Source organism: Streptomyces avidinii (assembly GCF_014650695.1).
Classification (GTDB): domain Bacteria; phylum Actinomycetota; class Actinomycetes; order Streptomycetales; family Streptomycetaceae; genus Streptomyces; species Streptomyces avidinii.
In genome coordinates this window covers 280,998-307,164 of record NZ_BMVL01000008.1, presented here as the reverse complement: position 1 = coordinate 307,164, position 26,167 = coordinate 280,998, and the positions used below count along the sequence as shown (strand labels likewise).

At 73.0% G+C, this 26,167-nt stretch carries 23 protein-coding genes and 1 pseudogene; 9 read left to right on the top strand and 15 right to left on the bottom strand.

The window, feature by feature from the left end; genetic code table 11:
- Nucleotides 1-142: 142 nt before the first annotated feature.
- Entirely contained in the window at nt 143-1,483 is a 1,341-nt protein-coding gene (locus IE257_RS22965) for an acyl-CoA dehydrogenase family protein (protein ID WP_189971486.1), read from the top strand.
- Nucleotides 1,483-1,956, top strand: a complete 474-nt coding sequence (locus IE257_RS22960) for a nitroreductase family deazaflavin-dependent oxidoreductase (RefSeq protein WP_189971484.1) — start codon at nt 1,483-1,485, stop codon at nt 1,954-1,956. Before IE257_RS22965 ends, IE257_RS22960 begins: the two co-directional genes overlap by 1 nt.
- Before the next feature lie 149 nt (nt 1,957-2,105).
- Here IE257_RS22960 and IE257_RS22955 read toward each other — a convergent pair whose 3' ends face one another.
- Nucleotides 2,106-2,753, bottom strand: coding sequence for a TetR family transcriptional regulator (locus tag IE257_RS22955; RefSeq protein WP_189971482.1), 648 nt, complete (start codon nt 2,751-2,753; stop codon nt 2,106-2,108).
- A 285-nt stretch (nt 2,754-3,038) separates the two neighbouring features.
- Between IE257_RS22955 and kbpA the strand changes: the two genes are divergently transcribed.
- The 3 genes from kbpA (at nt 3,039) to IE257_RS22940 (ending at nt 7,005) form a co-directional block, all read left to right on the top strand.
- Nucleotides 3,039-3,833 (top strand): AfsK-binding protein KbpA, encoded by a 795-nt coding sequence (kbpA, locus tag IE257_RS22950; protein WP_189971480.1) that lies wholly within the window; start codon nt 3,039-3,041, stop codon nt 3,831-3,833.
- 194 nt (nt 3,834-4,027) lie between these two features.
- The gene (gene afsK / locus IE257_RS22945) at nt 4,028-6,436 is read left to right on the top strand and encodes a protein serine/threonine kinase AfsK (protein ID WP_189971478.1); all 2,409 of its coding nucleotides are present in this window, start codon (nt 4,028-4,030) and stop codon (nt 6,434-6,436) included.
- A 68-nt stretch (nt 6,437-6,504) separates the two neighbouring features.
- Nucleotides 6,505-7,005, top strand: a complete 501-nt coding sequence (locus IE257_RS22940; RefSeq protein WP_189971476.1) for a peptidylprolyl isomerase — start codon at nt 6,505-6,507, stop codon at nt 7,003-7,005.
- Nucleotides 7,006-7,118: 113 nt separating this feature from the next.
- Here the strand turns inward: IE257_RS22940 and IE257_RS22935 are convergent, their stop codons facing one another.
- From IE257_RS22935 to IE257_RS22915, 5 genes and pseudogenes are all read right to left on the bottom strand, one after another.
- Complete coding sequence (locus IE257_RS22935) at nt 7,119-8,189, bottom strand: SUKH-3 domain-containing protein (RefSeq protein WP_189971474.1); 1,071 nt, start codon at nt 8,187-8,189, stop codon at nt 7,119-7,121.
- Nucleotides 8,170-8,562 (bottom strand): YwqJ-related putative deaminase, encoded by a 393-nt coding sequence (locus IE257_RS22930; RefSeq protein ID WP_189971472.1) that lies wholly within the window; start codon nt 8,560-8,562, stop codon nt 8,170-8,172. The genes IE257_RS22935 and IE257_RS22930 overlap by 20 nt, the downstream gene beginning before the upstream one ends.
- Nucleotides 8,555-9,028 carry an SUKH-3 domain-containing protein gene (locus IE257_RS22925; protein ID WP_189971470.1) on the bottom strand — a complete coding sequence of 158 codons (474 nt, stop codon included), beginning with the start codon at nt 9,026-9,028 and terminating at the stop codon, nt 8,555-8,557. Before IE257_RS22925 ends, IE257_RS22930 begins: the two co-directional genes overlap by 8 nt.
- A gap of 78 nt (nt 9,029-9,106) precedes the next feature.
- Nucleotides 9,107-10,831: pseudogene (locus tag IE257_RS39220) on the bottom strand (YwqJ-related putative deaminase); the annotation flags it as partial.
- A 210-nt stretch (nt 10,832-11,041) separates the two neighbouring features.
- The gene (locus IE257_RS22915; protein ID WP_189971466.1) at nt 11,042-11,500 is read right to left on the bottom strand and encodes a hypothetical protein; all 459 of its coding nucleotides are present in this window, start codon (nt 11,498-11,500) and stop codon (nt 11,042-11,044) included.
- Nucleotides 11,501-11,637: 137 nt separating this feature from the next.
- On the opposite strand from IE257_RS22915, the gene IE257_RS22910 reads away from it, so the two are divergent.
- Entirely contained in the window at nt 11,638-12,129 is a 492-nt protein-coding gene (locus IE257_RS22910; RefSeq protein ID WP_189971464.1) for a hypothetical protein, read from the top strand.
- Between the two features lie 18 nt (nt 12,130-12,147).
- On the opposite strand, the gene IE257_RS22905 is transcribed toward IE257_RS22910, so the two are convergent.
- Genes IE257_RS22905 through IE257_RS22895 form a run of 3 tightly spaced genes read right to left on the bottom strand, consistent with a single transcriptional unit; the run spans nt 12,148 to nt 14,545 of the window.
- On the bottom strand, nt 12,148-12,924 hold the full coding sequence (locus IE257_RS22905; protein ID WP_189971462.1) for an enoyl-CoA hydratase/isomerase family protein: 777 nt from the start codon (nt 12,922-12,924) through the stop codon (nt 12,148-12,150).
- Complete coding sequence (locus tag IE257_RS22900) at nt 12,921-13,388, bottom strand: Zn-ribbon domain-containing OB-fold protein (RefSeq protein WP_189971460.1); 468 nt, start codon at nt 13,386-13,388, stop codon at nt 12,921-12,923. The genes IE257_RS22905 and IE257_RS22900 overlap by 4 nt, the downstream gene beginning before the upstream one ends.
- Nucleotides 13,389-13,393: 5 nt before the next feature.
- Entirely contained in the window at nt 13,394-14,545 is a 1,152-nt protein-coding gene (locus tag IE257_RS22895; protein WP_189971458.1) for a lipid-transfer protein, read from the bottom strand.
- 94 nt (nt 14,546-14,639) lie between these two features.
- Here IE257_RS22895 and IE257_RS22890 point away from each other — a divergent pair, with 94 nt between their 5' ends.
- A complete protein-coding gene (locus tag IE257_RS22890) occupies nt 14,640-16,310 on the top strand; it encodes a FadD3 family acyl-CoA ligase (protein ID WP_189971456.1) in 1,671 nt (556 codons plus the stop codon).
- Between the two features lie 30 nt (nt 16,311-16,340).
- On the opposite strand, the gene IE257_RS22885 is transcribed toward IE257_RS22890, so the two are convergent.
- The 4 genes from IE257_RS22885 to afsR form a co-directional block, all read right to left on the bottom strand.
- Complete coding sequence (locus IE257_RS22885; protein WP_189971454.1) at nt 16,341-17,177, bottom strand: LppU/SCO3897 family protein; 837 nt, start codon at nt 17,175-17,177, stop codon at nt 16,341-16,343.
- Nucleotides 17,178-17,309: 132 nt separating this feature from the next.
- Nucleotides 17,310-18,038 carry a class I SAM-dependent methyltransferase gene (locus IE257_RS22880; protein ID WP_189971452.1) on the bottom strand — a complete coding sequence of 243 codons (729 nt, stop codon included), beginning with the start codon at nt 18,036-18,038 and terminating at the stop codon, nt 17,310-17,312.
- A 172-nt stretch (nt 18,039-18,210) separates the two neighbouring features.
- Nucleotides 18,211-18,402 (bottom strand): hypothetical protein, encoded by a 192-nt coding sequence (locus IE257_RS22875; RefSeq protein WP_189971450.1) that lies wholly within the window; start codon nt 18,400-18,402, stop codon nt 18,211-18,213.
- A 177-nt stretch (nt 18,403-18,579) separates the two neighbouring features.
- Nucleotides 18,580-21,699: an SARP-family global regulator AfsR gene (gene afsR / locus IE257_RS22870; protein ID WP_229920594.1), complete on the bottom strand. Its 3,120-nt coding sequence runs from the start codon at nt 21,697-21,699 to the stop codon at nt 18,580-18,582.
- Here afsR and IE257_RS22865 point away from each other — a divergent pair.
- Together IE257_RS22865 and IE257_RS22860 are read left to right on the top strand one after the other, a co-directional pair.
- Nucleotides 21,698-22,057 (top strand): hypothetical protein, encoded by a 360-nt coding sequence (locus IE257_RS22865; protein WP_189971446.1) that lies wholly within the window; start codon nt 21,698-21,700, stop codon nt 22,055-22,057. The genes afsR and IE257_RS22865 overlap by 2 nt on opposite strands.
- A gap of 101 nt (nt 22,058-22,158) precedes the next feature.
- Nucleotides 22,159-23,385 carry an amidohydrolase family protein gene (locus tag IE257_RS22860; protein WP_189971445.1) on the top strand — a complete coding sequence of 409 codons (1,227 nt, stop codon included), beginning with the start codon at nt 22,159-22,161 and terminating at the stop codon, nt 23,383-23,385.
- Between the two features lie 100 nt (nt 23,386-23,485).
- Here IE257_RS22860 and IE257_RS22855 read toward each other — a convergent pair whose 3' ends face one another.
- Entirely contained in the window at nt 23,486-24,733 is a 1,248-nt protein-coding gene (locus IE257_RS22855; protein ID WP_189971443.1) for an MFS transporter, read from the bottom strand.
- A gap of 107 nt (nt 24,734-24,840) precedes the next feature.
- Entirely contained in the window at nt 24,841-26,157 is a 1,317-nt protein-coding gene (locus tag IE257_RS22850; RefSeq protein ID WP_189971441.1) for a ricin-type beta-trefoil lectin domain protein, read from the bottom strand.
- Nucleotides 26,158-26,167: the final 10 nt, after the last annotated feature.

The following is a 26,167-nucleotide window of genomic DNA, read 5'->3' as shown; positions in this document are numbered from 1 at the left end:
CTGACGCTACGTCAGATGCTAGACCCCTCCACGCAACCCGCCCCCGCCGCCCCCTGTGCATCTGTCTCCGCCGGGCCTAACATGACGGCCCGTCAGATACCTTCCGGCCGCCGCTGGGAGGTGCCCCCGGGAGGAGCCCGAGATGGATGCCGCCTTCACCGCGGAGCAGGACGAGATACGCCGTACCCTGCGCGAGATCCTCGGCAAACGCTGCGGCCCCGACGAGGTCAAGGCCGCAGTCCGCACCACCGCCGGACACGACCGCGAGCTCTGGCAGCAGCTCGCCCGGCAGCTCGGGCTGCCGGGCATCGCCGTCGCCGAGGAGTACGGCGGCGTCGGCTGCACCCCCGCCGACCTGGCGCTCGCCTGCGAGGAGACCGGCCGGGCGCTGCTGCCCTCGCCGCTGCTGGCCACCGCGGCACTGTGCGTGCCGCTGATCACCGCGCTCGGTACCGCCGCCCAGCGCTCCGCGCTGCTTCCGCCGCTCGCGACGGGCACGCTGACCGCCACCCTCGCCGTCAGCGGCGCGGCGCTGGCCACCGCCCTCGCGCTGACCGGCGAGGACGCCTCCGGGCTGTGGGCCGGCGGTGGCCGCGCGGGCGGCGTCCAGGCCCGCGCCGACGCCGACGCCGCCGGAGGCGGTTGGCGGCTGTACGGGGAGGCCGCGCAGGTGCTCGACGGGCACAGCGCCGGGCTGCTGCTGGTCGCGGCGCACACCGGCGGCTTCGCGCGCAGCCGCATGCTGCTGTTCCTCGTACGGGAGGACGCGCCCGGCCTCGTACGGACGCGGCAGGCCGTCCTGGACGAGACCCGGCCGCAGGCCCGGATCCAGCTGAGGGACGTCCCTGCGGAGTTGCTCGGCGACGAAGGGGCCGATGTGGCGGCCGCGCTCGCCGCGACCGGGCGTACCGTCTCCGCCGTATTGGCCGCCGAGGCGGTCGGCGCGGCGGACCGGGCACTCGCCCGCACGGTCGAGTACGTACGCCAGCGCGAGCAGTTCGGCCGGGCGATCGGGTCCTTCCAGGCGGTCAAGCACCGGCTCGCCGACCTGTACGTCCAGGTGCAGGCGGCCCGCTCGGCGGCCTACTACGCCGCCTGGGACCCGGATCAGGGCGGCCTCGCGCTCGCCCAGGCCCTGGAGGCCCTCCGGGTGACAGCGGGCGAGGCCATCCAGCTGCACGGCGGCATCGGCTTCACCTGGGAGCACGACGCGCACCTCTACTTCAAGCGGGCGGCGGCCGACGAGCTGCTGTTCGGCCCGGTCCACCGGTTGCGGGCGCACGCCGCCGACCGTGCGGGCCTGTTCACGGACCCGGCCGCGGCTGTCCCGCCGGGACATCGTGCCCCGACCGCGCACACGGACACAGCGGCGGACGCAGCGGCGGACACAGCGGCGGACCCGGCCGCGTCGCCGGCCGCGGCATCCGCCTCCACCGCGCCCCCGCCCCCGTTCCCGCCCGCACCGGAGAAGGTGGCCGTCTGATGGCTCCCGGCGTCAAGTTGATGCAGAAGGTCTCCTCGACCAAGCTCTTCGCCAAGATCGCGCCGCACTTCATCCCCGCCGTGGACAAGGCGGTGCACAAGCTGACCCGCGGCAAGGTCATCCTCAGTGCCCAGATGCTGCCGGGCGTGATCCTCACCGCCAAGGGCGCCAGAACCGGTGAGCCGCGCACCACCCCGCTCGCCTGCATGCCGGAGGACGGCGGTACGACGTGGATCCTGATCGGCTCCAACTTCGGCCGGCCCGGGCACCCGGCATGGACCGGGAACTTGCTCAAGCACCCGGACGCGGACGTGAGTTGGCAAGGCCGGGACGTCCCCGTCCGGGCCCGGCTGCTGGCGGGTGAGGAACGCGCGGAGGCGTGGCAGGCGGTGCTGAGGTTCTGGCCGCCGTATGCGACGTACCAGGCGCGCATCGAGCGCGAGATCCGGCTGTTCCGCCTGGAGCGTCGCTGATCTCAGGCGTGATCTCAGACGTGATCGCAGGGCGTCATTTCAGGGCGTGATCTCAGACGTGAGCGCAGGTGCGATCAGCGTGAGCGCAGGCGTGATCGGAGCGGTTGGAGTGGACGGCGGGCCCCTGGAGGACGTCCGGGGGTCCGCCGCTACTTCGTCGGCTTCTTGCCCGTGATGCCGAGATGGACGAGCAGTGCCAGGTTCGGCTTGAGCTCGGCCTGCTTGACGCCCCAGGTCTGGAAGCCCTTCTGGTGCGAGGCGACCGCGGCCAGCATCGCGACGAGCGAGCCGGCCATCGCCGCGGGGCTGATGTCCTTGTCGACCTTGCCCTTGGCCTGGAGCTCCTTCATCGATTCCGTGAGGGAGTTGGTGACCGAGTTCAGGATCTTCATGCGGATCTTGTAGAAGCGCTTGTCGCCCTCGGCTGCACCGAGGTCGACGACCCGCAGGATCGCGTCGTTGCGGCGCCAGAACTCCAGGAAGCCCTCGACGAGTTCCTCGGCGGCGGCCCAGCCTGACTTGCCGACCCAGGTCCGGCCCTCGACGAGCGACGTCAACTGCGCGCCCTCGGTGGCCATTTGTTCGGCGATCTCCAGGACGGCGCCCTCGACGTCCGGGAAGTACTGGTAGAAGGTCGCGGGGGAGGTACCGGCCTTGCGGGCGACGTCGATCACTTTGACGTCGCGGTACGGCGAGGAGCTGAGCATCTCGCCGAGGCAGTCGAGCAGCTTCTGCCGCGTCGCCTGGCCGCGCCGGCCGGCGACACGCCCGTCGACGGTGCGTACTTGTCCTGTCATGCCGTCAGCTTACCGAGGGGTGATCGGCGCGCTATTCGGCCGCCTGCAAATGGGGTTACGGGGTCCCTGGCCTGGGCGGAAGGTGCTCCCGGCCGGCCGAGGGGGCGCATTCCAGCCGGAAATCGGGCCTTGTGCGCCCCCGCCGCCGTCCCGGGCGTGTCGCCCGGTTCCGCAAGGTTTCCCCCGAATAGTCTTATCAACAGGCTGTGGACAAGTTTTCGGGCAGATCATGGCTGGGAGAGGTGGGAGGGTACACACCCCCGCACAACGGAAGGAAACGGGCCCATGGCCGCATTCGTGGAAGGCGCACCCTGCTGGGTGGACGCCTCGCTTCCGGACGTCGAGGCGGGCAAGCGGTTCTACGGTGAGCTCTTCGGGTGGACCTTCGCCGGCAGTGCGGGCGCCGAGTACGGCCACTACACCCAGGCCTACAGCCGCGGCCGCAACGTCGCCGCCCTCGCGCCCAAGCCCGACGGCCGCATGCCCACCGTTTGGGGGATCTACCTCTACACCAACGACGCCTACGCCTGCGCCCAGCGCATCCGTGCCGCCGGCGGCCAGATGGTCATGGACCCGATGCCGGTCGGCCCGTACGGCACCGCCGCGATGGCCGCCGACCCCGGCGGAGCCGTCTTCGGCCTGTGGCAGCCGGGCACCCACCACGGCTTCGAGGCCCAGCAGGAGCCGTACACGTACTGCTGGAGCGAGGTCTACACGCGGGCCCGCGACGCCGTCGACGTCTTCTACGCCAAGGTGTTCGGCTACGTCCCGCAGGACCAGGACGACGCCGGCGTCGAGTACCGCATCTGGTCCCCGCCCGGGGCCGCCCCCGGCACGGACACCGCCGTCCTGGGCCGCAGCCTGATCACCGACGCCTTCCCCGAGATCATGCCCGCGCACTTCCTCGCCTACTTCGCCGTACCGGACTGCGACCAGTCGGTCATCACCGTGCAGCGGCTCGGCGGCCGGGTCACCGCCGACCCCTTCGACACCCCCTACGGGCGGATCGCGGTCGTCGCCGACAATCAGGGGGCGGTCTTCGGGCTGCTCTCGGAGCCCCGCACGCAGCCCGACGCGTAGGGCGCGCGGGGGGATCGCCGGGCAGATCACACCGCGCTGCTCGACGTGCCGGGGCCGGACCGGGTCCGGGCCTGACAGAATCGGGGTTGCTCGACCCGGGCGGCGCCCGGGGTGAGACGCTGCACGGGGCAGGGCCCCGTGCCGGTGGAAGCGGGCCCGGTGAGTGGCCCGTACGGGGATGGGTGTGGAGGCGAGTGGTGGAGCAGCTGACGCAGCACGACCCGAGACGGATCGGCCCCTTCGAGGTGCTGGGACGGCTCGGCGCCGGCGGCATGGGGCTGGTCTATCTCGCGCGGTCCGCGTCCGGACGGCGGGTCGCGATCAAGACGGTGCGCACCGAGCTCGCCGAGGACCAGCTCTTCCGGGTCCGTTTCACGCGCGAGGTGGAGGCGGCCCGCGCGGTGTCCGGCTTCTACACCGCGGCCGTGGTCGACGCCGATCCGCGGGCGGCCGTGCCGTGGCTGGCGACCGCGTACGTCCCGGCGCCCTCCCTGGAGGAGATCGTCAACGAGTGCGGGCCCATGCCCGCCCAGGCCGTACGGTGGCTCGCGGCCGGGATCGCCGAGGCCCTGCAGTCCATCCACGGCGCCGGCCTGGTCCACCGCGACCTGAAGCCGTCCAACGTGCTCGTCGTCGAGGACGGCCCGCGCGTGATCGACTTCGGTATCGCGAGCGGGGTGTCCAACACCCGCCTGACCATGACGAACGTCGCCGTCGGCACCCCGGCCTACATGTCGCCCGAGCAGGCGAAGGACTCGCGCAGCGTCAAGGGCGCCAGCGACGTCTTCTCGCTCGGTTCCACCCTCGTCTTCGCCGCCACCGGGCACCCGCCGTACCACGGGGCGAACCCGGTGGAGACGGTCTTCATGCTGCTGCGCGAGGGCCCCAACCTGGAGGGGCTGCCCGCCGAGCTGCGGCCGCTGATCGACTCCTGCATGCAGATGGACGCCACGCTCCGGCCCACCCCGGCCGACCTGCAGGCGCAGCTCGCCCCGCACCTCTTCGACGGCGGAGACGACAGCGGGACCGCCTCGGCGTGGCTGCCCGCCCGGGCCGTCGCGATGATCGAGGCCCGGCGCGCGGGGCACCGTACGCCGCCCGCCCCCGTGGTGCCGGCGCCCGGCCCGCGCTCCGTCGGCCGGGGGGCGGCCTCCGAGGCCGCCACGCACCGCCGACCGCGCGGGGCCGACTCGTGGGTGGACCCGCGCACCGGCCAGGCCGTCCCGCAGCGCCCGCACCACCCGCCGATGTCGCCGGTGCCCTCGGGCGAGCCGGTGCGCCTGGGCGGCTCTCCGGTGCCGATCGGGCCCGGGCCGCGCGCGAGCGCCGCGGCCCCGGCAGCGCATGCCTCCGCGGCCGCCTCGGACTCGGCGACCGGCTGGATCCGCCCGCCCGGCGGGTCGGTGGCCACGCCCTCGGCGGTGCAGCCCGTACCGGGCTCCGTGCCGGGCCCCGGCCCGGCCCCGGACAGCGGCCGCTGGCGGCCGTGGCGCTTCCGCATGTCCAACGAGGTCTGGGGCACCCCGACCGTCGCCGGGAACCTGCTCTACGTGACCTCCTTCGAGGTCCACGCGCTGGACGTGGCGAGCGGCCGCCGCCAGTTCAAGACCCGCGACGTCGCCTGGTCCATGGCGGTCGCCGACGGCCGGATCCACGCCTCCGACGGCCCGTCCCTCTACGCGCTGGACGCCGGTGACGGCTCCGAGCGGTGGCGGCTGTCCACCGACGCCTGGGTGTACGCGGTGCGCGCCGAGCGCGGCACGGTCGTCACCGCCACGCGCGGGGGCGGCGTACAGGGCCGGGAGGGTTCGAGCGGCCACAAGCTGTGGGAGCTGACCGGCGCGCAGAGCGACTTCGAGACCCTGGAGGCCGCTCCGGTCCTCCACGACGGCACGGTGTACGTGTGGCAGGACGCCCGGCTGCGGGCCCTGGACGCGCGCAGCGGCCGGGAGTCCTGGTCCTACCCGATCGGGGACGCGGCCTCCTGCGGGAACGTGCCCGTCCGGGTCACTCCGGCGCCGGACGGCAATGTCTACATCGCGGCCGGTACCCGCGTCCTGTCGGTGGACCGGGCCTCGGGCCGGGTCCGCTGGCACTTCGAGGCGCCCGCGGTCTTCCTGGCACCCCCGGCCTTCGCGCCGGGCGCGGCCATCACGGGCGGCGGGGTCTACCTCGTCGACTACCTGGGCACCGTCTACGCCCTCGACGCGGCCACCGGGCAGGACCGCTGGCGGATCGCGACGGAGGCACGGCAGTCCTCGGACCCGGTGGTGGTCGCGAACGGCAACGTCCACCTGGGCGCGGGCAGCGCGCTGTACACGCTCGACGCGGTCACCGGCACCCCGAAGTGGCGGTTCGCGGCGGGCGGCGAGATCACCGGCCTTCCGGCGGTCGCGGACGGCCGTGTGCACTTCGGGTCGGCCGACCACTGCCTGTACACCCTGGACGCGGCCGGCGGCCAGCTGCGCTGGAAGCTGGCCACGGGCGGCGAGATCACGGGCTCCCCGGTGGCGGAGGCGGGCGTGGTCTACGCATGCAGCAAGGACCGCTGCGTGTACGCCCTGGACGCGGCCAAGGGCACGGGCACCCGTACGAGCGGTTGACCTGCGCGGAGGCGGGGCTGCGGCCCCGCCGGACAGCGCACCGCACCGGGAGTGACAGGATGGACCCCATGAGCGACAACGTCTACTTCGACATCAACATCAACGGCGCCCCCGCCGGCCGCATCGTCTTCGCCCTCTTCGACGAGGTCGTCCCGAAGACGGCGCGCAACTTCCGTGAGCTGTGCACCGGCCAGAACGGCTACGGCTACGCCGGCTCGGGCTTCCACCGCGTCATCCCCCAGTTCATGCTGCAGGGCGGTGACTTCACCAACCACAACGGCACCGGTGGCAAGAGCATCTACGGCGAGAAGTTCGAGGACGAGAACTTCCAGCTGAAGCACGACCGCCCGTACCTGCTGTCGATGGCGAACGCCGGCCGCAACACCAACGGCTCGCAGTTCTTCGTCACCACCGTCGTCACCTCGTGGCTCGACGGCAAGCACGTCGTCTTCGGCGAGGTCGTCGAGGGCCAGGCGCTCGTGGACCAGATCGAGGCCCTGGGCTCCCAGTCCGGCGCCCCCAAGGGCAAGGTCGAGATCGCGGCCTCCGGCGTCGTCAGCGCTGCCTGATTCCCACCCGCCTGCCCGGCCGGTCGGCCCCGCCCCCTCCCGGGGGCCGGGGCCGCCGCCATGTCCGGGCGGAGCCCGTCGGGCGCGCGCCCGAGCCGTGCGGCGGGGTGGCCTCACAGGTCGTCGGCGGCGCCGTCGATCGCGGGGCCGCAGCCCTCGGGGAGACGCGCGGCCCGCGGTACGGCGTGATCGACCCGGTCCGGACCGTGGTCCCGGACGGTCCGGCTCGCCACGATCTCCGGCGCGGTCGGGCGGACGAGGTCCGCGACGCAGGCGTCGAAGGTGGCGGCGGCTTCGCCGACGGAGGCCCCCGCGCCGCCGGTGAGGGTGAGGTCGGCCGTCGACGGGTGGGCCGCGGAAGCGCCCACGGTCAGGGCCCACGCGAAGGTTGCGGGCGGCCCGGTGACGGCGGGCGGCGGCGGCACGGACAGCTGCAGCTCGGTGCCCCGGGTACGGATGCCCGCGGCTTCCAGCGCCTGTGCCATGTCCCGCGCCAGAGGAACGGCTGCGGCTTCCAGCGATCCTCCGGGCAGCGGGAAGACCCGGTCGAGGGCGAGCGCACCGATCCCGCGCAGGGTGGTGGCGCGCAGCCGGACGGCGCGGGCACTGTACGCGCCGTGACGGTGCAGGACGTAGACGGCTGTCAGCGCGGCCTTGACCGCTTCGAGCAGTAGATCGTCGGCGGGCAGCGGCCCGAGGGTCCATGCCTCCCGCCGAGCAGTGAGCCGTACGGGCATCCGCCCCCGCGCGAGTGAGGTCAGACCCTCGGCCACGCTCTCCCCGAGCAGCCGGGCGCCCCCGTGGTCCACGCTGAACAGACGGCCGAGCTCGTCGACGGCGAGCGGGGCGTCAGCGTCGGTCCGGCCGAGGGGGAAGAGCAGCACACCGAGTTCCGCGCCGAGGCGGTGGAAGCTGCCCACGGTGCACGCGGCCTCGCGCGGGTCCACGACCGCCCCGGTCGGCGCGACGTCCAGGCCGGGGCCCGAGGGCCGGACCAGCAGGCCGTGGTAGGCGCGCAACGCCTCTCGGGCGGCCGGGAACACTTTCCAGCCCGCCCCGCCGACACGCGGATCCACCACCGCGCAGGCTTCGAGGATCGCCCGCATGGCAGGGCCGGCGGCGTCCCTCCCGGGAAGCCAGCCGGCGGCGGTCAGGACGTCGACGTCACTCGTCGTGGAGGACATCGATACCGAGCCGGTCGAGAAGCGCGGAACACGAGCGGCAGACGACGGACTCGGTCCCGTGCTCGGGATCCCCTTGGGGGCGGATCTTGCGCGCGACGATGGCGGCCCCGGCGAAATGGGGCAGGGCCTCGTCGAGCGTGGTGACCTCACCGCCGCCGCGCTGGGCGTCCAAGGCGTAGAACTGGTCCGACACCAGGGCGGATTCGGCGCAGAGGCCGATGAACGGCTCCCGCTGCGCGGGCGGCAGCGCGTCGAAGAAGCCCTGTACGGCGGGGTGGAGGCGGGGCGCTCCGTCCCCGCTGAGATTGGTGTGGCTCAGTACGGTGTTCTGGACGAGGAGCGAGGCGGCCACGCCCGGCATGTCGTCAGACATAGTAGGCGTCCACTTCGTCCTGATCGCCTCGCATAAGGCTGGAGAGGGCTTGGGCCTCGTCCTTTCCGAGGAAGTAGGGGCCCGTGTGGTGGAGGTAGAAGAACCTCCCGATGTCGTCCATGAGGACGATTCCCGCCTCGACCGTCTCGTACCCCACGGGAAACAGTTTGCGGCCGAGGTCCGTGGCCAGTTCGACGATGTCCTCGGCGTCATCCGCGTAACCCATGGTCGGATTGGGGACGAATTTCCGCTCGGGTGCACGGGGCATGGGGAACACGAGGCCGGCGTAGCGGCTGACGAAATCGGTGACCTCTCCCCAGGGCGTCAGCGGGAAGCCCTGCCGCACGGAGTCCTGGACGCGCGCCTCGATGAGCTGCTCGGCCGCCTCCCGGTCCCGGTGACCGGGGTGCCAGCCGTTGTCCCGGAGCCATGCCTCGACTTCTGCCCGCGGAGCTGGTGGTCTCACTGCTGTACTGCCTTTCGGTGCGCGTCTTCCGGGGTGCGTTCAGCTCAGCAATGATATTCCGAGTGCGGGCATCGCGTGCTTGCAGCTTTGACACGGTGGGATATAGCTGTTGTGCGGGATCTTGTTGTTGTTCTCGTCGAATTGCTCGCCGATGGTCACGGTATGCATGACGCTCCCCTTGAGGGCTTCCCTGGCTTCGTCGAGGTTCGTGATGCTCCGCCCCTCCGACTGCATCTGATGCAATCGGTCCGACACCAAGGACACCTCCGCACATCGGCCGTGCCCACGACCCTTGGGGAATTCCCCGTTGTCGGCACGCCGGGCGATGTCGTCGTACAGGTCTTGTACGACAGGGTGCGCGCGCGGATTCTCCTGGCCGTCCTTGTACTTCTGCGAGCTGGAGTGGGAGGTGATGACATCGTCGTGGAGGAAGGCGCCCGAACAGCCGCTCTTGAGCCGCTCCTTGCCGGGGGGCTGCTGTCCGCGGGCTGCTTGCGCGTTCTCCGACAGCTGGCTGGCCTCGTGACGCAGCAGGGCGTGCCGCTGCTGCTCGTCGAGATGGCTGACGTCCAGCGCGTCACGGCGGTGATGCTTCATCCCGGCCGAGGAGCGGCCGTGGGAGGCCGGCTGGGGGTCGAGGGGGCGGCCGCCGCCACCACCTCCGCCGCCCGTGCCGCCGCCACCGCCTCCGCCGGTCGGCGGTTTGCCGCCCCCGCCGGCTCCGCCCTTGCCGCCTCCGGTGGTGTCCTTCTTCAGGCGGTTGAAGTCGTCGTGGAGGGCCTGGTCGTTCTTCTTGTGGTCGGTGGAGATCTGCTTGACGGCCTTGGGGAGGGTGGTGCCGACGTGGTCGCCCATGGCCTTGGTCGCTTTGGTGAGGGCGGCGAGGGCTTTGTCTGCGACGGGGTCGATGGCCTGGGCGATGGAGTCGCGGCCCCGGGTGCGGCCGTGGTGGGACTTGGCCTTGGTGAGTTTGGAGGTGGTCTTGCCGTGGATGCCGGTGCTGACGGTGTTGAGGCGGGTGCCGGCGCGGTCGTGTTCGGAGTGCTCGATGTGCAGGTCGACCAGGCCGGTGCCGCCTGCGCCCCCGCCCCCGCCTGCGCCCCCGCCCCCGCCTCCGCCGCCTCCGGCGGAGGCGAGGTGGAGGGATTCCTTGCCGGACTGGACGCCTTCCTTGAAGCCGTCCTTGCCGGCGTTCTTGGCCTGGTCGAGGTCCACGCCGTCCTGGAAACCGAGGGCCATCGAGCCGAGTTGGACGACGAGGTCGGCGGCCATGCCCTCCAGGGCGGCGACGGCCGGCTCGGTCATCGCCGAGACGATGTAGCCGACGGCCTCCTCCATGCACTCCTTGATGAGGCGCTTGACGACTTCCTGGGTGGCGCGCATGGCACCGGCGCCGATCAGCATCGACAGGCCGCCGGTGACGGGTATGAGGGAGAGCGCGATGCCCGCTTCGGTGGCCAGGTAGCCGAGTTGGACCAGGGCGGCGGACTTCATGGCGACCACGGCGTCGGCGGCCAGGTCCATGGCGCCGGCGATGGTGCGGGCCGCGGACGCGAGGTCCCTGAAGTGCTTGCCCTTGACCGTGTTCCAGTGCTTGTTCAGGGCCTCGATCGACTCGCCCTTGCTCGCCGAGAGCAGGCGTTCGACGTGGTTGTTCGCGAGCTGGCCGTCGTCCAGCAGGTCCTCGGCGAACTCCCGGAGCGAGTCCGCCATGTCCCGGTAGGCGTCCTCGTCCACATTCGGCCAGGCCACACCGATCAGATCCAGCAGTGTGTCCGCCCAGTCCGGCACCGTGACAGACATGCTTCCCGCACCCCCGTGCTCATGGGAATTCCCCCGAAGCTTCTGCGAATCATCCTTGCACGAGCGTCCGACAACACGGCAGGGAGGGGTCAGCAGTTGGGGTCGATGCGGGACGAGGAGAAGCTGGTTCGGCCTCTCTGTGCTTGTTTGCTGTGGCGATCTGCGGCGATGTGCGGTGATGGCCGAGCCGCAGATCGCGCCGAAGAACCCCTAGGCGGGCGTCGTCGGAGGGAGGGGGCGGGTGCTGCGGGCCGGGCGGCCGCGCATGACCACGGCGCCCAGGAGGATCAGGGCGCCCGCGCCGAAGGCACTCGCGAGGCCGTCACCGAGGCCCCGGCCGTCGTCGCCGACCGTGAGGCTCCCGACGGCCTGGCCCTGGCGGACCGTCCACAGGATGCTGAAGCCGAGGACGACGACCCCGGCCAGCGCCATGAGCAGCCGCGAGCGGAGCAGGACCGCGCACAGGGTGAGGACGGCGGCGACGAGGTACGGCAGCAGGATCGAGCCGAGCAGGGTGGCCCGGTGATCGGTGATCCCGGTCGAGCCGAAGAGCTCCTGGACGCGGTAGTCGCGTCCGAGACGGCCGTCGTACCAGGCACGGAAGGGGCTCCAGACGGCGGCCGCCGCTCCGATCAGACCCATCAGGGAGCCGAGTGCGTTGCGGATCATGCCCGGCCCTCCGATACAGGGGTCTCGGTCCCGACGCTACGCCCGGCCCCCGGGGCCCGCACGTCAGGAGCCCTGACGGCGTGCGCGGTGCCTGGTAGCGTGGCCCGCCGTTGTCCCCGGGGGAGAGGTTTCGGGCCATGGTGGCTGGGCGTCGTATCAGGTTCACCGCGGTGCTGGTGGCGGTCGTGTTCGCACTGACCGGCTTCTCGTCGCACGGCGGGAGCAGCAGCAGCGGCAGCAGTGGAAAGAGCAAGAGCAAGAGCAGCAGCAGTGGTGGCGGGTGCTCCAGCTCCAAGAACAAGAAGAAGAGCCACGGCAGCGGCAGCAGGAGCACGGCCGGCGCGTCGCCCTCGGCGAGTGCGACCGGCGCCCCGGCCACGGCGGTCGTGGTCACCTGCGCCGGCAGCACGCCGGTCACCACGGTCAGGCTCACCTCGAACGTGGACCGCAGGGCGACCTTCGTGGTGAACCTGTACCGGGAGGGCGCGAACGGCGCCGCCGTCGAGTCGACCGTCGTCAAGGAGACCCTGGGCGCGCGCGAGAGCCGCGTGATCAGCGTTCCGCTCAAGGAGCCCGCGCGCGCGACCGAGGTCAAGACGTGCCGGCTCGACCGGCCGCTCGCATCCTGAGGCCCGCCGCCGGGCCCGTCAGCGCAGCCTGAACTCCGTACCGGGCCGTCGCGAGCCGAACAGCTCCGCCTGCCGCTGCGGTGCCAGGTTGCCCAGCGCGATCAGCGCCGGGGCCTGCGCCAGGGACTGCTGGAGTGCGGCCTGCTTCGCCGACCACAGGGCCCGTACGGTGCCCTGCACGGCCTCCGTCGGGAAGCCGGCCAGGGTCTCCGCCGCCCGTAGGGCCGCCGGGAGCAGCCCGTCGGGCGCGGCCAGCTCCGAGACGAGGCCGATCTCGTGGGCCCGGCGCGCGGAGAGCCGTTCGGCGGTGCCCATGAGGGACATCCGGGCGGCCTCGCCGAAGGGCATGCGCTGCGCCATGTAGACGGCCTCGTAGGCGCTGACCATCCCGTAGGTGGTGTGCGGGTCGAAGAAGGTCGCCGTCTCGGAGGCGATCAGGAACTCCGCCTCGCCCAGCAGGTAGAAGGCCCCGCCGCAGGCCATGCCGTTGACGGCGGCGACGACCGGCTTCCACAGGTCGCCCGCCTTGGGGCCGATGGCGATCAGCGGGTCGTCCGCCGAGTACGGCGAGGCGGGCTGCGGCACGTCCACGCCGCGGTCGATGCCGGTGCAGAAGGCGGTCGGGCCGGCGCCCGTCAGCACCACCGCCCGTACTTCGTCGGCGTACCGGAACTCCCGCCACACCGAGCTCAGTTCGGCCGCCGTTGCCAGGTCGATGGCGTTGTGCCGGTGCTCCCGGTCGAGGGTGACGACCGCGACCCCGGTCGCCTTGTCCCGTTCCACCCGCACGGTCATGACTTCTCCAGGATCCAGCGGGGCACGGCCATGCCGCCCGTCTCGGTGAAGACGACCTGGACGCGTGCGCCGATGCGCAGCCGGCCCGGGTCCACCGAGTCGAGCGGAGCGTCGGCCGAGGTCACCAGATTTCCGGCGAGCCGGATGTGCGGGGCGTCGGCGAGCTCCACGAGGATCACGTTGTACGGGGCCTGGGCGGCGTACGCGGGCAGCAGCGGCGGGTGCGGCCGTACGTAGGACCAGATGCGGCCGCGGCCGCTCATCCGGCGCCACTCGCTGTCGAAGGACCGGCAGTGCGGGCAGCAGGGGCGGGGCGGGAAACGCAGCCGGCCGCAGGCGGCGCAGGCCTGGACGCGGAGCTCGCCGCGGGCGGCGTACTTCCAGAAGGGGGCGCCGTCCGCGTCGGGGACGGGCAGGAGCAGCTCGGCCGCGGCCTCGGCGGCGGCTTCGGATGCGATGGTCATCGGGGTCAGCTCCTCAGCAGGATCGCGGACGTCGGTACGCCCTCGCCGGCGGTCACCAGGCAGGTCGCGGCGTCGGGCACCTGGGAGGTGGAGACGCCGCGCAGCTGCTTGACGCCCTCGTTGATCAGGTTGAATCCGTGCACGTACGCCTCGGAGAGGCCGCCGCCCCCGGTGTTGAGGGGGAGCCGGCCGCCCATCTCCAGGGCGCCGCCCTCGGTGAAGGCGGCGCCCTCGCCGCGTCCGCAGAAGCCGTAGCCCTCCAGCGAGAGCGGGATCAGCGGGGTGAAGGCGTCGTAGATCTGGGCGACGTCCACGTCCTGGGGCCGGAAGTCGGCCTGCTTCCACAGGTGGCGGGCGGCGGTCCAGGCGGGGCCGGACAGGGGGTCGTCGTTCCAGTAGTTGACCATGCCGTGGTGCTGGGCGGGCAGGCCCTGGGCGACGGAGTGCACGTAGACGGGCCTGTGTCGGCAGTCGCGGGCGCGCTCGGCGGAGACGATCACGCAGGCCAGTGCCCCGTCGGTCTCCAGGCAGTTGTCGAAGAGGCAGAGCGGGTCGCTGATCATGCGAGAGGTCATGTACATCTCGCGGGTCAGCGGGCGCTCGTACATCATCGCCGCCGGGTTGGCGTTGGCCCGGTTGCGGCAGGCCATGGCGACGTTGAAGAGGTGGTCGCGGGTGGCGCCGTACTCGTGCATGTAGCGGCGGGCGAGCATGCCGATCTCGTCGGCGGGGCGCAGCAGGCCGAAGGGCCTGGTCCACTGGCCGGGGGTGGGCAGCTGGACGGCGGTGTTCTTCCAGGGGCGGGGGCCGGAGCCGCGCTTGCGGGAGCGCCAGGCGACGCCGACGGTGGCCTGGCCGGTGGCGACGGCGGCGGCGAGGTGTCCGACGGTGGCGCAGGAACCGCCGCCGCCGTAACCGATCTTGGAGAAGAAGGTGACGTCGCCGGCGCCGATGGCCTTGGCGACCTCGACCTCGTCGGTCTCCTCCATGGTGTAGGAGGCGAAGGCGTCGACCTCGGAGGGCTCGATGCCGGCGTCGGTGAGGGCCGCCAGGATGGCCCGGCAGGCCAACTCCTTTTCGGACTGGGGGAGTTGTTTGGCAAAGGCGGTCTGCCCGATGCCGACTATCGCCGTCGCGTCCTTGAGCGTTGCCGCCATCGCCACCTCCGGGGTGCGCCAGTACTGACAGCCGCGAAGGCTACAGCTAATCTGACGGATAGTCAGCTACTGGGTCTGCGGGAAGGTGGCACGCATGGTCGACCACGGGCGCGAGAACGTAGGCGGAGACCTGCGCGGGGACCGGCCCGGGGACCAGCCAGGGGATCTCCGCGGCGATCTCCGCTGGGGCAGCATCGCCGGGCTCGTCCGGGCGGCAGCGGCACAGTACGCCGACCGGGAGGCCGTCGTCGACGGCCGCGCCCGGATCAGTTACGAGCAGCTGGGCGAACGCGTCGAGCGGGCCGCCGCCGCCTGCATCGCCGCCGGCATCGAACCCGGCGACCGGGTCGCCGTCTGGGCCCCCAACACCCTGGAGTGGATCGTCTCCGCCCTCGGCGCCGTCTCCGCGGGCGCGGTGCTCGTCCCCCTCAACACCCGTTTCAAGGGCGCGGAGGCCGCGTACGTCCTGCAGCGCAGCCGGGCCCGGATGCTCTTCGTCACCGGCACCTTCCTCGGCACCTCCTACGTCGCCTCGCTGCGCCGCGCGGCCGCCGAAGGCCCGGGCGCCGGCCCGCTGCCCGGACTCCCGCACCTGGAACAGGTCGTCGTCCTCTCCGACGACGCCCCCGACTCCTTCCGCACCTGGAAGGAGTTCCTCACGGGCGGGGACGGCGTACCGGCCGCGGCGGTCAGCGAGCGCGCCGGGGCCATCCGCCCCGAGGACCCCTCCGACATCATCTTCACCTCCGGCACCACCGGCAGCCCCAAGGGCGCCGTCATCACCCACGCCCAGTCCCTGCGCTGCTACGACGTGTGGAGCGAGCTCGCCGGCCTGCGCGAGGGCGACCGCTACCTGATCGTGAACCCCTTCTTCCACACCTTCGGCTACAAGGCCGGGATCATCGCCTGCCTGATGCGCGGGGCCACGATGGTCCCGCAGCCCGTGTTCAACGTGGACACCGTCCTCGCGAACGTCGCCGCCGAGCGGATCTCCGTACTCCCCGGGCCGCCCACCCTCCACCAGTCGCTCCTCGACCACCCCCAGCGCGGCCAGCACGACCTCTCCGCCCTGCGCCTGGTCGTCACCGGCGCGGCCGTGGTCCCGCTCCGGCTCGTCGAGCGGCTGCGCGGCGAGCTGCACATCGGAGTCGTCCTCACGGCGTACGGGCTCTCGGAGGCCAGCGGGATCGTCACCATGTGCCGCCGGGGCGACCCCGCGGAGACCGTCGCCTCGACCTCCGGCCGGGCCGTCCCGGACACGGAGGTGGAGATCCGGGACGCGGATGGGCGCCCGCAGCCGGCCGGGCAGCCGGGCGAGATCGTGGTCCGCGGCCACCACGTCATGCAGGGCTACTTCGAGGACCCCGAGGAGACCGCCCGCGCGATCACCCCGGAGGGCTGGCTGCACACCGGTGACGTGGGGGTCCTGGACGAGGACGGCAACCTGCGCATCACCGACCGGATCAAGGACATGTTCATCGTCGGCGGCTTCAACGCCTACCCGGCCGAGATCGAGCAGCTCCTCGGCCTCCACCCGGACATCGCGGACGTCGCGGTGATCGGCATCCCGGACCCGCGCCTGGGCGAGGTCGGCAAGGTCTACGCGGTCCGCCGCCCCGGCTCCACCCTGACCGCCGACGACCTGATCGCCTGGTCCCGCCGCGAGATGGCCAACTACAAGGTCCCGCGCGCGGTGGAGTTCGTGACGGAACTCCCCCGCAACGCGAGCGGCAAGATCCTCAAACGCGAACTGCGCGCCTCCTGAGCCCGTACGCCCGCCGGGGCCGGACCCGGCTCAGCGGGCGTACGAGCCGATGCCGACCAGGCAGTACACGTACTGGTTGAGCACGGTGGAGCCGCGCATGTAGCGGTAGGAGAAGGCGTACTGGGTCTTGGGGTTGTCGTTGCAGCTGTCCAGGTCCGCGGTGCCGGGAATGCTCTCGATCACCCGGTAGTGCGCGTCGGACGCCGAGCAGGGCACCTCCGAGACACCGCTGACGCTGCGCGGCGTCGTCGAATCCGGCAGCTGTCCGTTGAGGCACGTGCCCCGGTCGAACGGGCTGGGCTCGGGGCTCGCCCCGGCGATCGCCTCGGGGCTGTACGGGGTGGCGGCGGCGCCGGGGGCCGACGATCCGGACGAGGGGGAGTCGTCGGGGGAGTCGTAGGGGGAGGGCGAGGGCGAGGGCGTCCAGGAGGACGACCAGGTGGGCGTGGCCTCGGCGGAGGACTTGCTGTCCCGGCCGTGGTCGTCGCCGTCGCCCAGCAGGAAGAAGCCGAGGACCAGGGCCGCGGCGACGGCGAGCGCCACCAGGCCGCCGCGTCCGCCGCCCGTCCGCGCGGGCGTCCCCGCAACGGGCGCGGGCGGTGTCGCACCCGCCCCGGCCGGGAAGGCGGCCGTGGCCGCGGTCGGCGGCGTGACCCCGCCGGCCCCCGCGATCCAGGCCGCGCCCGCCCCGGTCACGTGGACGCGCAGCAGGACTTCCTGGGCGCCGACGCGGACCCGGACGAGATCCCCGTGCCGGCAGGACGGTATGCGCAGGCGGACCGTGCCGGTCGGCAGCTCCACGGGGAGGATCACGCCGTAGGTCGCCTGCTGCGGGGTGAGGGTGATGAGCATTTCCTGTGACGACACCGGCTGCTCCATGGAGTGAGGGGGGTGCGCAGGCTGCTGACGGCTCCTCACGGATTGTGCACGGTGTCCCGCCGGTGACGCAGCCGTTCCGCCAAGCCCCCTCGGCGGCGCGGAGCCTCAGGTGCGGCGGCCTCAGGTGCGGCGGGCCAGGACCAGCCGCCAGTGCGGGGCTCCGTCGGGCCGGCGGCCGAAGTGCTCCAGCGGGAGCGTCTCCACCGTGAAGCCGGTCGCCCGGAGGTCCTCGCGGACCGGGCCCAGGGGGAAGGTGCGGTAGTACATGACGAAGGGGGGACGCCACACCGCGTTGCGGACCCGCATCGCCGCGTCGAAGCCCGTCGTCGCCCACCACAGCGGTGAGCCGAGCGGGAGCGGGGCGCCGATCGGGAAGGCGAGGACGCCGCCCTCGCGCAGGGCGGCGTGGATGCCGGAGAAGAGCGTGAGGCGCTCCGCCGGGAGGAAGTGGCCGAAGGCGCCGAAGCTGACCGCCAGGTCGTAGGTCTGCGCGAGGGCGGACGGCAGGGCCCGCGCGTCTGCCCGGACGAAGTCCACGCGGTCGTCGTCCGCGTGCGCGCGCCCGGCCTCCGCGAGCATGCCCGCGCTCAGGTCCACCCCGGTGATCCGGTCGCGGCACAGGCGGCGCAGCATGTCGATCCCCGCGCCCGTGCCGCAGCACACGTCCAGGCCGGCGTCGAAACCGCCCTCCACCTGGGCGAGGGTCTCCTCGACGGCGTCGAGCATCCGGTCCGGGGTGCGGAAGGGGGTGTGGTCGAACTTCGGCGCGAGGAGGTCGTAGCCCCGCTCCACCGAGGAGAGGCCCTGCACTGCCAGTTCGCGGACGCTCGGCCCGTGGGAGGAGAACACACCCCCAGACTATGCCGCCGCCGGGCTCCGGACCGGGCGCACGCGTGCGGCGGTCGCGGTGGCTCCCCCTCCGGGCCACCGCGACCGCCGTTCCCCCGTTGTCCCCCCGTTGTCCCCCCGTGGATCCCCCCCCGGTGGTCCCCCGTGGATCCCCCCGTACGTCGTACGCGTGCTACGGACGCGGGCCGGACGCGTGGTTGTCCAGCGTCTGGATCTCTTCGTCCGTGGTGGTGGTGGTGCCGGCCGGAGCCGGCTCCTTCGCGAGCGGCTTGATCTCGATGCCCGAGGCGTGGTTGTCCAGAGTCTCGATCTCGACGCCCGAGGCGTGGTTGTCGAGCGGCTTGAGGTTCTCGTTCGTCGTCATCGGTTCTCCTGATGGGTGGGTAGGGCTGGGCCCGTTCGGCGATTCCCCCGATGACCGCCGAACGGGTAGTCCACCAACCGGCCCGAGCGTCCCCCGACGCGCCGGGTCGATGCACCTATCGTGTCGGACGGCGATAAACGAACGATGAACGCCACGTTCAACCGGCGTCCCCGCAGCTCAGGCCGCGATCTCCGCCGCCAGCAGGGCCTGTACCTCGCCCAGTTCGGTCGACCTCAGCTGCTTGAACACGGTCTCCGCGTCCCGCCAGCAGGCCCGCGCCCGGTCCGTCTGCCCCAGCCGTCGCAGCGCCTTGCCGAGCACCGTCAGCACCGTCGCCCGCCGCCACTCGCCGCCGATGCCGCGCAGCGCGATGGCCTGCTCGGCGTGCGAGGCGGCCAGCGTGGGCCGGCGCGCCGCCAGATGGGCCTCGGCGAGGCGGAAGTGGGTCACGCCCTCCCACAGCGGCTGGCGGTTCTCGTGGAACAGCGACAGCGCCTCGGCGAGCTGTGCGAGGGCCTCGCCGAGCCGTCCGGCCTGGGTGAGGGCGATGCCCAGCGCGTAACGGCCGTTGGCCAGGCGCAGGCTCAGCCCCATCCGGTCGTAGATGGCGATGCCCTGCTGGGCGAGGTCTATCGCGCTGGGCAGGCGGCCCAGTTCCACGTGAATGCGGGAGAGGTTGCACAGGGCGCTGGCCTCGCCGACGTTGTTGCCGTCGGCGCGGAAGCACTCGATGGCCTCCAGCAGGTAGCGCTCGCCGTCCGCGTGCCGGCCCTCGTAGAGCGCGATGATCCCGCGGTCGTTGGGCGCCCAGCACATGGGCAGCGGGTCGCCGGCCTCGCGCGCGAGCACGGTGGCCCGGGCGGCCTCGTCGTCGGCCTCGGCGAAGCGGCCCGCGACCAGGTGGACGTTGGTGAGGGTGGTGCGGGCGCGGCCCTCGGCGTACGGGTCCTTGGCGGCCTGGCCCGCGTCGCGCAGGGCGACCGCGGCGGACTCGTACTGCCGGGAGTTGGCCCCGGACTCCGCCAGGTCCTTCGCCGCCCACAGCAGGTCCACGGCCCGGCGCAGGACCAGCGTCTCGCCGCCCCGCGCGGCGGCCTGCCGTACGCACGCCAGCAGCGGGTCGGCCTCGGCGTACAGCCAGTCCAGGGCGGCCCGCGGTTCGGCGAAGACCAGCCCGGGGTAGTGGGTGTCGGACAGGTGCGCGGGCAGCCGGTCGCCGGGGCGTTCCAGGGCGTAGACCCCGGAGGCGGTGGCCAGGTAGAAGTCCAGCAGCCGGTCCAGGGCGGCCTCGCGCCCGCTCGGCGGCTGCTCGTCGCGCTCGGCGCAGGCACGCGCGTAGAGCCGTACGAGGTCGTGGAAGCGGTAGCGGCCGGGGGCGGCGGATTCGAGCAGGGAGCAGTCGACTAAGGCTTCGAGGAGGTCCTCGGTGTCGTACTCGGGCAGGTCCAGTACGGCGGCTGCCGCGGACAGCGAGATGTCGGGGCCGTCGGCGAGGCCGAGGAGGCGGAACGCGCGCTGCTGGGCGGGTTCCAGCTGGCCGTAGCCCAGCTCGAAGGTGGCCTTGACGGCGAGGTCGCCGGCCTGGAGCTCGTCGAGGCGGCGGCGTTCGTCGGCGAGTTTGGCAGCCAGCACGGAGACGGTCCAGGTGCGGCGCGCTGCGAGCCGGGAGGCGGCGATGCGGATGGCGAGCGGCAGGAAGCCGCAGGCGCCGACGACGTCGAGGGCGGCCTGGCGTTCGGCGCGCACCCGCTCCTCGCCGACGATGCGGGTGAACAGCTGGAGGGCCTCCTCGGGGCTCATCACGTCGAGGTCGACGAGATGGGCCCCGGCGAGGCCCGCCATGCGGACCCGGCTCGTGACGAGGGCGGCGCAGCCGGCGGTGCCCGGCAGCAGCGGGCGGACCTGGGCGGCGTCGCGGGCGTTGTCGAGGAGGACCAGGACGCGGCGGCCGTCGAGGGTGGAACGGTAGAGCGCGGCCCGCTCGGCGGCGGAGTCCGGGATGGCGGTGTCGGGGGTGCCGAGGGCGCGCAGGAAGGAGCCGAGGACGGCCTCCGGTTCGGCGGGGCGGGCCTCGGTGCCCTGGAGGTCGACGTAGAGCTGGCCGTCGGGGAAGAGCGGGCGGGCGGCGTGGGCCACGTGGACGGCGAGGGTGGTCTTGCCGACGCCGCCGATGCCGGCGAGCGCGGACACGGCCATGACCTGGTCCTGGGCGCCGCCGCCGAGGATGGCGCCGAGCTCGGCGACGAAGCTGGAGCGGCCGGTGAAGTCGGGCACGGTCGCAGGCAATTGGGCCGGCCTCACATGAACGGTCGCGGCGGCCGGGGCCGGGTCCTCCGCGCGGGCGAGATCTGCGTCGGCGTTCAGGATGCGCTGCTGCAGCGCGGCCAGTTCGGGGCGCGGGTCGACGCCGAGCTCGTCGGCGAGGAGGCGTCGGGTGTCGGCGTAGACGGCGAGGGCCTCGGCCTGCCGGCCGCTGCGGTAGAGGGCGAGCATCAGCAGCTCGCGCAGGCGTTCGCGCAGCGGGTGGGCGGCGGTGAGGGCGGTGAGCTCGGAGACGGCCTCGGCGTGCTGGCCGACCTCCAGGTCGAGGTCGAGGCGGGTCTCCAGCAGCTGGAGGCGCCATTCGGCGAGCCGGATGCGTTCGGTCTCGGCGTGCGGGCCGGGGACCCCGGCGAGGGGTTCGCCCTCCCAGAGGTCGAGGGCGCGGGCGAGGAGCGTACGGGCGAGGGCGCGGTCACCGGCGGCGCGGGCCGTCTCGGCGTCGGCGGCGAGGCTGCGGGCGACGCCGAGGTCGAGGGTGGCGGCGGAGCGCAGCCGGATGGCGTATCCGCCGGACTCGGTGACGAGCAGCCCGGGGGCGACGACCTTGCGCAGCCGGGAGGCGTACGTACGGATCGTGGCGAGGGCCTGCTGCGGCGGGTCCTCGCCCCAGATGGCGTCGATGAGCTCGGGCGCGGTGGCGGTGCGGCCGTCGCGCAGCAGGAGTACGGCGAGCAGGGCGCGCTGCTGGGGGGTGCCGGAGGGCAGGACCTCGGCGCCGCGCCAGGCGCGGACGGGGCCGAGGACGGCGAAACGGGACTCGCCGGGGCCGTGGGCCACGACGTCTGCGGTGGTGGCTTCGGCGCGGGCACCTGCCGGAGCCGCCCCGGGGGCGGAAGCAGCGGCGGAGGAGGCCGCGGCGGAGGAAGCCGCGGAGGAGGCCACCCGCGGCACGGACCCGGCAATGACGCCGCCCGCGCGGGCCGTGCCCGTGCCGGACCCGCCAGTGCCGGTGGCGGTCGCGCCCGTGCCGGTCATGGCCGTGCCGGTCGTGCCCGTGCCGGGCCTGTCCGTGGCGGGCCTGTCCGTGCCGGTCGTGGCCGTGGCGGTCGTGGTCCGGCCGGTCGTGCCCGCGGTGGCCGTCGCGGTCCCGGCAGTGCCGGAGCCGGGTCCGCCCGTGCTCGCCCCCGTACCGGACGTGCTCGTGGAGGCCGCACCCGTGGTGGCCCTGCCCGTGGTGGGCCCGGTCGGCGCTGCCGTGTCCGCACCGGTTCCGGCCGTACCTGTCCCGGAGCGGGGCGCGGGGGCAGCCGTAGGGGCCCCGGGGCGTTTCCGCGGGCTCGGGATGGCCGGTACGCCGTCCATCTGTCGTCCCCCTGCCTTCCGTTCGGTTTAGTGGTCAGTCTGCCCTGTCTCGCGCGTGGACGTCAGCCCGTCCTTGACCGATCACCGGCCAACTAGCTGACGGTTCGTCAGATCGGCGCTACCGTATGAGCCATGGAGACCTTCCCGAAGATCATCTCGGTGGACGACCACACGGTTGAGCCCCCCCACGTCTGGCGGGACCGGCTCCCGTCCAAGTACCGCGACATCGGCCCCCGCGTCGTCCGCGCCCCGTTGAAGGAAATGACCTTCCTCGGCGGCAAGTTCGCCCCCGTCATGGGAGCGAAGGGCGACGACGGCCCGATCGGCGACTGGTGGGTGTACGAGGATCTGCACCGGCCGCTCACCCGGCTCGACACGGCTGTCGGGTACGACCGCGACGAGATCAAACTGGAAGTCATCACCTACGAGCAGATGCGCCCGGGCTCCTTCTCGGTTCCCGAGCGCCTCGCGGACATGGACGTCAACCACGTCCAGTCGGCCCTCTGCTTCCCGACCTTCCCCCGCTTCTGCGGCCAGACCTTCACCGAGGCCAAGGACCGCGAGCTGGGGCTCCTCGGCGTCCGGGCCTACAACGACTGGATGGTGGAGGAGTGGTGCGGCCCGGACGCCCGCGGCCGGCTGATCCCCCTCACCCTGGTCCCGCTCTGGGACGCCCGCCTGGCCGCCGCCGAGGTCCGCCGCAACGCCGCGCGCGGCGTGCGCGCGGTCGCCTTCTCCGAGATACCCCCGCACCTGGGCCTGCCCTCCATTCACACGGACGAGTGGGACCCCTTCCTGGAGGCGTGCAACGAGACCGGCACGGTCATCGCCATGCACATCGGCTCCTCCTCCCGCATGCCGTCCACCTCGGCGGACGCACCGCCGGCGGTCGGCTCCACCATCACGTTCGCCAACTGCTGCTTCTCGATGGTCGACTGGCTCATGAGTGGCAAGTTCGAGCGCTTCCCCCACCTGAAGATCATGTACGCGGAGGGCCAGATCGGCTGGATCCCGTACATCCTGGAGCGCGCGAACGTGGTCTGGGAGGAGAACCGGGGCTGGGGCGGGGTCGCGGACAAGGTGCTGCGCCCGCCGTCGGAGCTCTTCGCGGAGCACGTCTTCGGCTGCTTCTTCGACGACGCCTTCGGTCTGAAGAACCTCGACTCGATCGGCGTCGCGAACGTCCTCTACGAGACGGACTACCCCCACTCGGACTCGACCTGGCCCAAGTCCCGCGAGGTCGGCGAGGCGCAGATGGGCCACCTGTCGCCGGACGTGGTGGACCGCATCGTGCGCGGCAACGCGATCGACCTGCTCGGGCTCACGGCCGAAGGCCTGTGGGCCGGGCCGGGAGCCTGAGCCCGCCCTCGTAGGGCGTGGCCCGCCCACCCCGATCGGCCACGCCCTACGGCCGCCGGTGCGGCGACCCCTACGGCTACCCGTGCGGTCGCCCGGGCCGTCACTTCCGCCCGGCCCGTGCCCCGGCTCCGGCCGCGACCCCGGCCCGGGCCCCGGCCGCGAGGAGCAGCGCCACCGCCAGTCCCGCCACCGCCAGCACCGGCAGCAGCACCCGTACGTCCACGAAGGCAACCAGGGCGGCCCCCAGTGCCAGGGCGAGCGCGTTCGGTACGAAGATCAGGGTGTTGGCCGTGGCTGCCGCGCGGGCCAGCACCGCGTTCGGGACCTCGCGCTGCACCGCCGTCAGCGCGGCGATCAGCACGCACGGCAGCCCCGCCCCGATCACCGCACTGCACACCAGCGCCACCGCGTCGCAGGGCAGCGCCCGGCCCGCGATGCCCAGTGCGAACAGGGCCGTGCCCGCGGCCGCGAACACCCGCTCGGGCATCCGCCGCAGCAGCGGACCCGCCACGAGCCCGGTGAGGACCGAGCCCGCGCCCTGCACCGCGTACAACACCCCCACATAGGTGGGCGCGTGCCCCAGCACGTCGTCGGCGACCGCGTAGATCACCGCGCCGTTCAGCCCCGCCAGGAACATCACGGCCGCGCCGCCCGCCACCAGCGGCCGCAGCACGGGTGAGCCCCACAGCTCCCGCGCCCCCTCCCGCACCCGGGGGAAGCCGCGCGCGCCCGTGCCCGTGCCTGTGCCTGCGCTCCGCTCCGGCGGCTCCGCGCGAACCCGCAGCAGCGCGAAGAGTCCCGCTGCCAGCGCGAACGTCACCGCGTCGAGCAGAGCCACCGACGCCCCGCCGAACCGGGCGAACAGCGCCGCGCCCACCGGCGGCGCGAGGAGCTTCATGCCCTCGTTGGCCGTCATCCGGAGCCCGTTGAAGTCACCGAGGAGCCGGACGTCGACGGCCTGCGGCACCAGGGCCGCCTCCGCCGCGTCGTGGAGGGCGCCGCAGACCCCGTAGGCGAAGAGGACGGCGAACAGCAGCCACACCCGGTCCGCGGAGTCGAGCAGGAGCAGGACGGGCAGCAGCGCGGCCATCAGGAGGCCGACGCCGACCAGGAGCCGCCGGCGGGGCAGCCGGTCGGCGAGCGCCCCCAGAGCGGGCCCGGCGAGCACCGGCGCCCACAGGGCGAACACGGTCAGCGCCGCGAGGGTGTCCGAGCCGGTCAGCGATTTCACCCAGACCCCGGCGACCAGCCACATCGCGGTCGTCCCGAAGCCCGAGACCACCACCCCGGACAGATAGAGACCAGCATTGCGGTCCCGCAGGACCCGTCCCGTTTCCCCACCGTTCATCGCACCAGCGTGCGTTCTGAGGAGGGGCGGGGGGATCGGGCAATCGACCTAGACAGTGACGCGCAGCGCCCCGGGAGAGCTCCCGGGGGCGCTGCGCGGGGGCGGGGTCACTTCGGTGTGACCCAGACCTGGCGCTTGTTCGTGTTCGCCGTGTGGAGCTGGACCGCTGTGCCGTTGGCGGTGGCGCCGCCGGTCACGTCGAGGACCTTGCCCGATGCCACGTGGACGATCTGGCCCTTGGCGTTGACGGACCAGCGCTGTGCGGCCGATCCGTTGCAGTCGTGGAGGCTGATCCTGTTGCCGTTGGTGCTCGCGTTCCGCGCGTTGTCCAGGCACTTCCCGAACGCGCGGAAGGTGCCGTCCTTGCCGAGGATCCACGACTGGGCGACGGAGCCGTTGCACGTGTAGAGCTGGATCTGCGTGCCGTTGGCCGCCTTGCCTCCCTTGACGTCCAGGCACTTGGCGCCGATTCCGGTCACCCGGCCCTGCGGGGAGAGCGCGGCTCCGGCGCCGGCCGCGAGGCGGCGCAGGCCCTGGACGTCGAACTGCTGGACGTAGGTGCCGGCGCGCTTGTCCTGGTAGGCGTACGCGGGCGAGCACATGACCGGGAACTGCCCGGAGTCGCTCCCCTTGACGCAGTCGCTCTTCTCCAGGCTGCGGTTGGCGTGCGTCAGGCCCAGCGTGTGCCCGAGCTCGTGGCTGATGTGGTTGCGCATGTACGTCTCGCCCATGGCGGCGGTCGGCTTGCCGGCCGAGGTGAAGAACTCGCTGTCGATGTAGGCGTGGCCGCTGGTCACGGTCGCGGCCACCGAGGAGCTGGTGAACCCGCAGCTCAGGTTGGCGCTGCCGGACCCGTCGCGGACCACCTTCCAGCCGGTGCTGCCCATGCTGCCCTCCCCGGCGGGCGGCAGGCAGGGGCGGTGCAGGACGCCGACGATCACTTCGCCCCTGGGCCGTACGTAGTCCCAGCCGACCGGCTTCGTGTCGACGGTGACCGGCAGGTTCGTGATGCGCCGCAGGTCGGCGGCGGAGGCCTGCACGTACGGGGCCAGCCAGTCCGCGGACTTCTGGTCGTAGAACTTGATCGTGTAGCCGGTCTGCAGCCACTTGGTCGCACCGCTCAGCTTCCACCCCTCGCCCTGAGGAGGTGCGGGCTCGGCGTCCGCGGCCGCCGCGGCCGCCCGTGCGGCGGTCCGGGAAGGCTCCGCACCGAGCGACATGACGCCGTCCTCGAAGGCAGTGCCGTCGCTCCCGTGGACGGCGGAGTCGGCCGCGTGGGAATCGGTACCCTCCGCGGCCGGCGGCACGGTGATCCCGGTGTCCTCGGTGCCGAACGCGCTGGAGGGGAGCTGCAGACTTCCCACGATCGCGGCCGCGGCCGCCACGGCGACCAGGGATATCCGGTGCTTGCCTGTCAGTCGCACGTACGTGTTG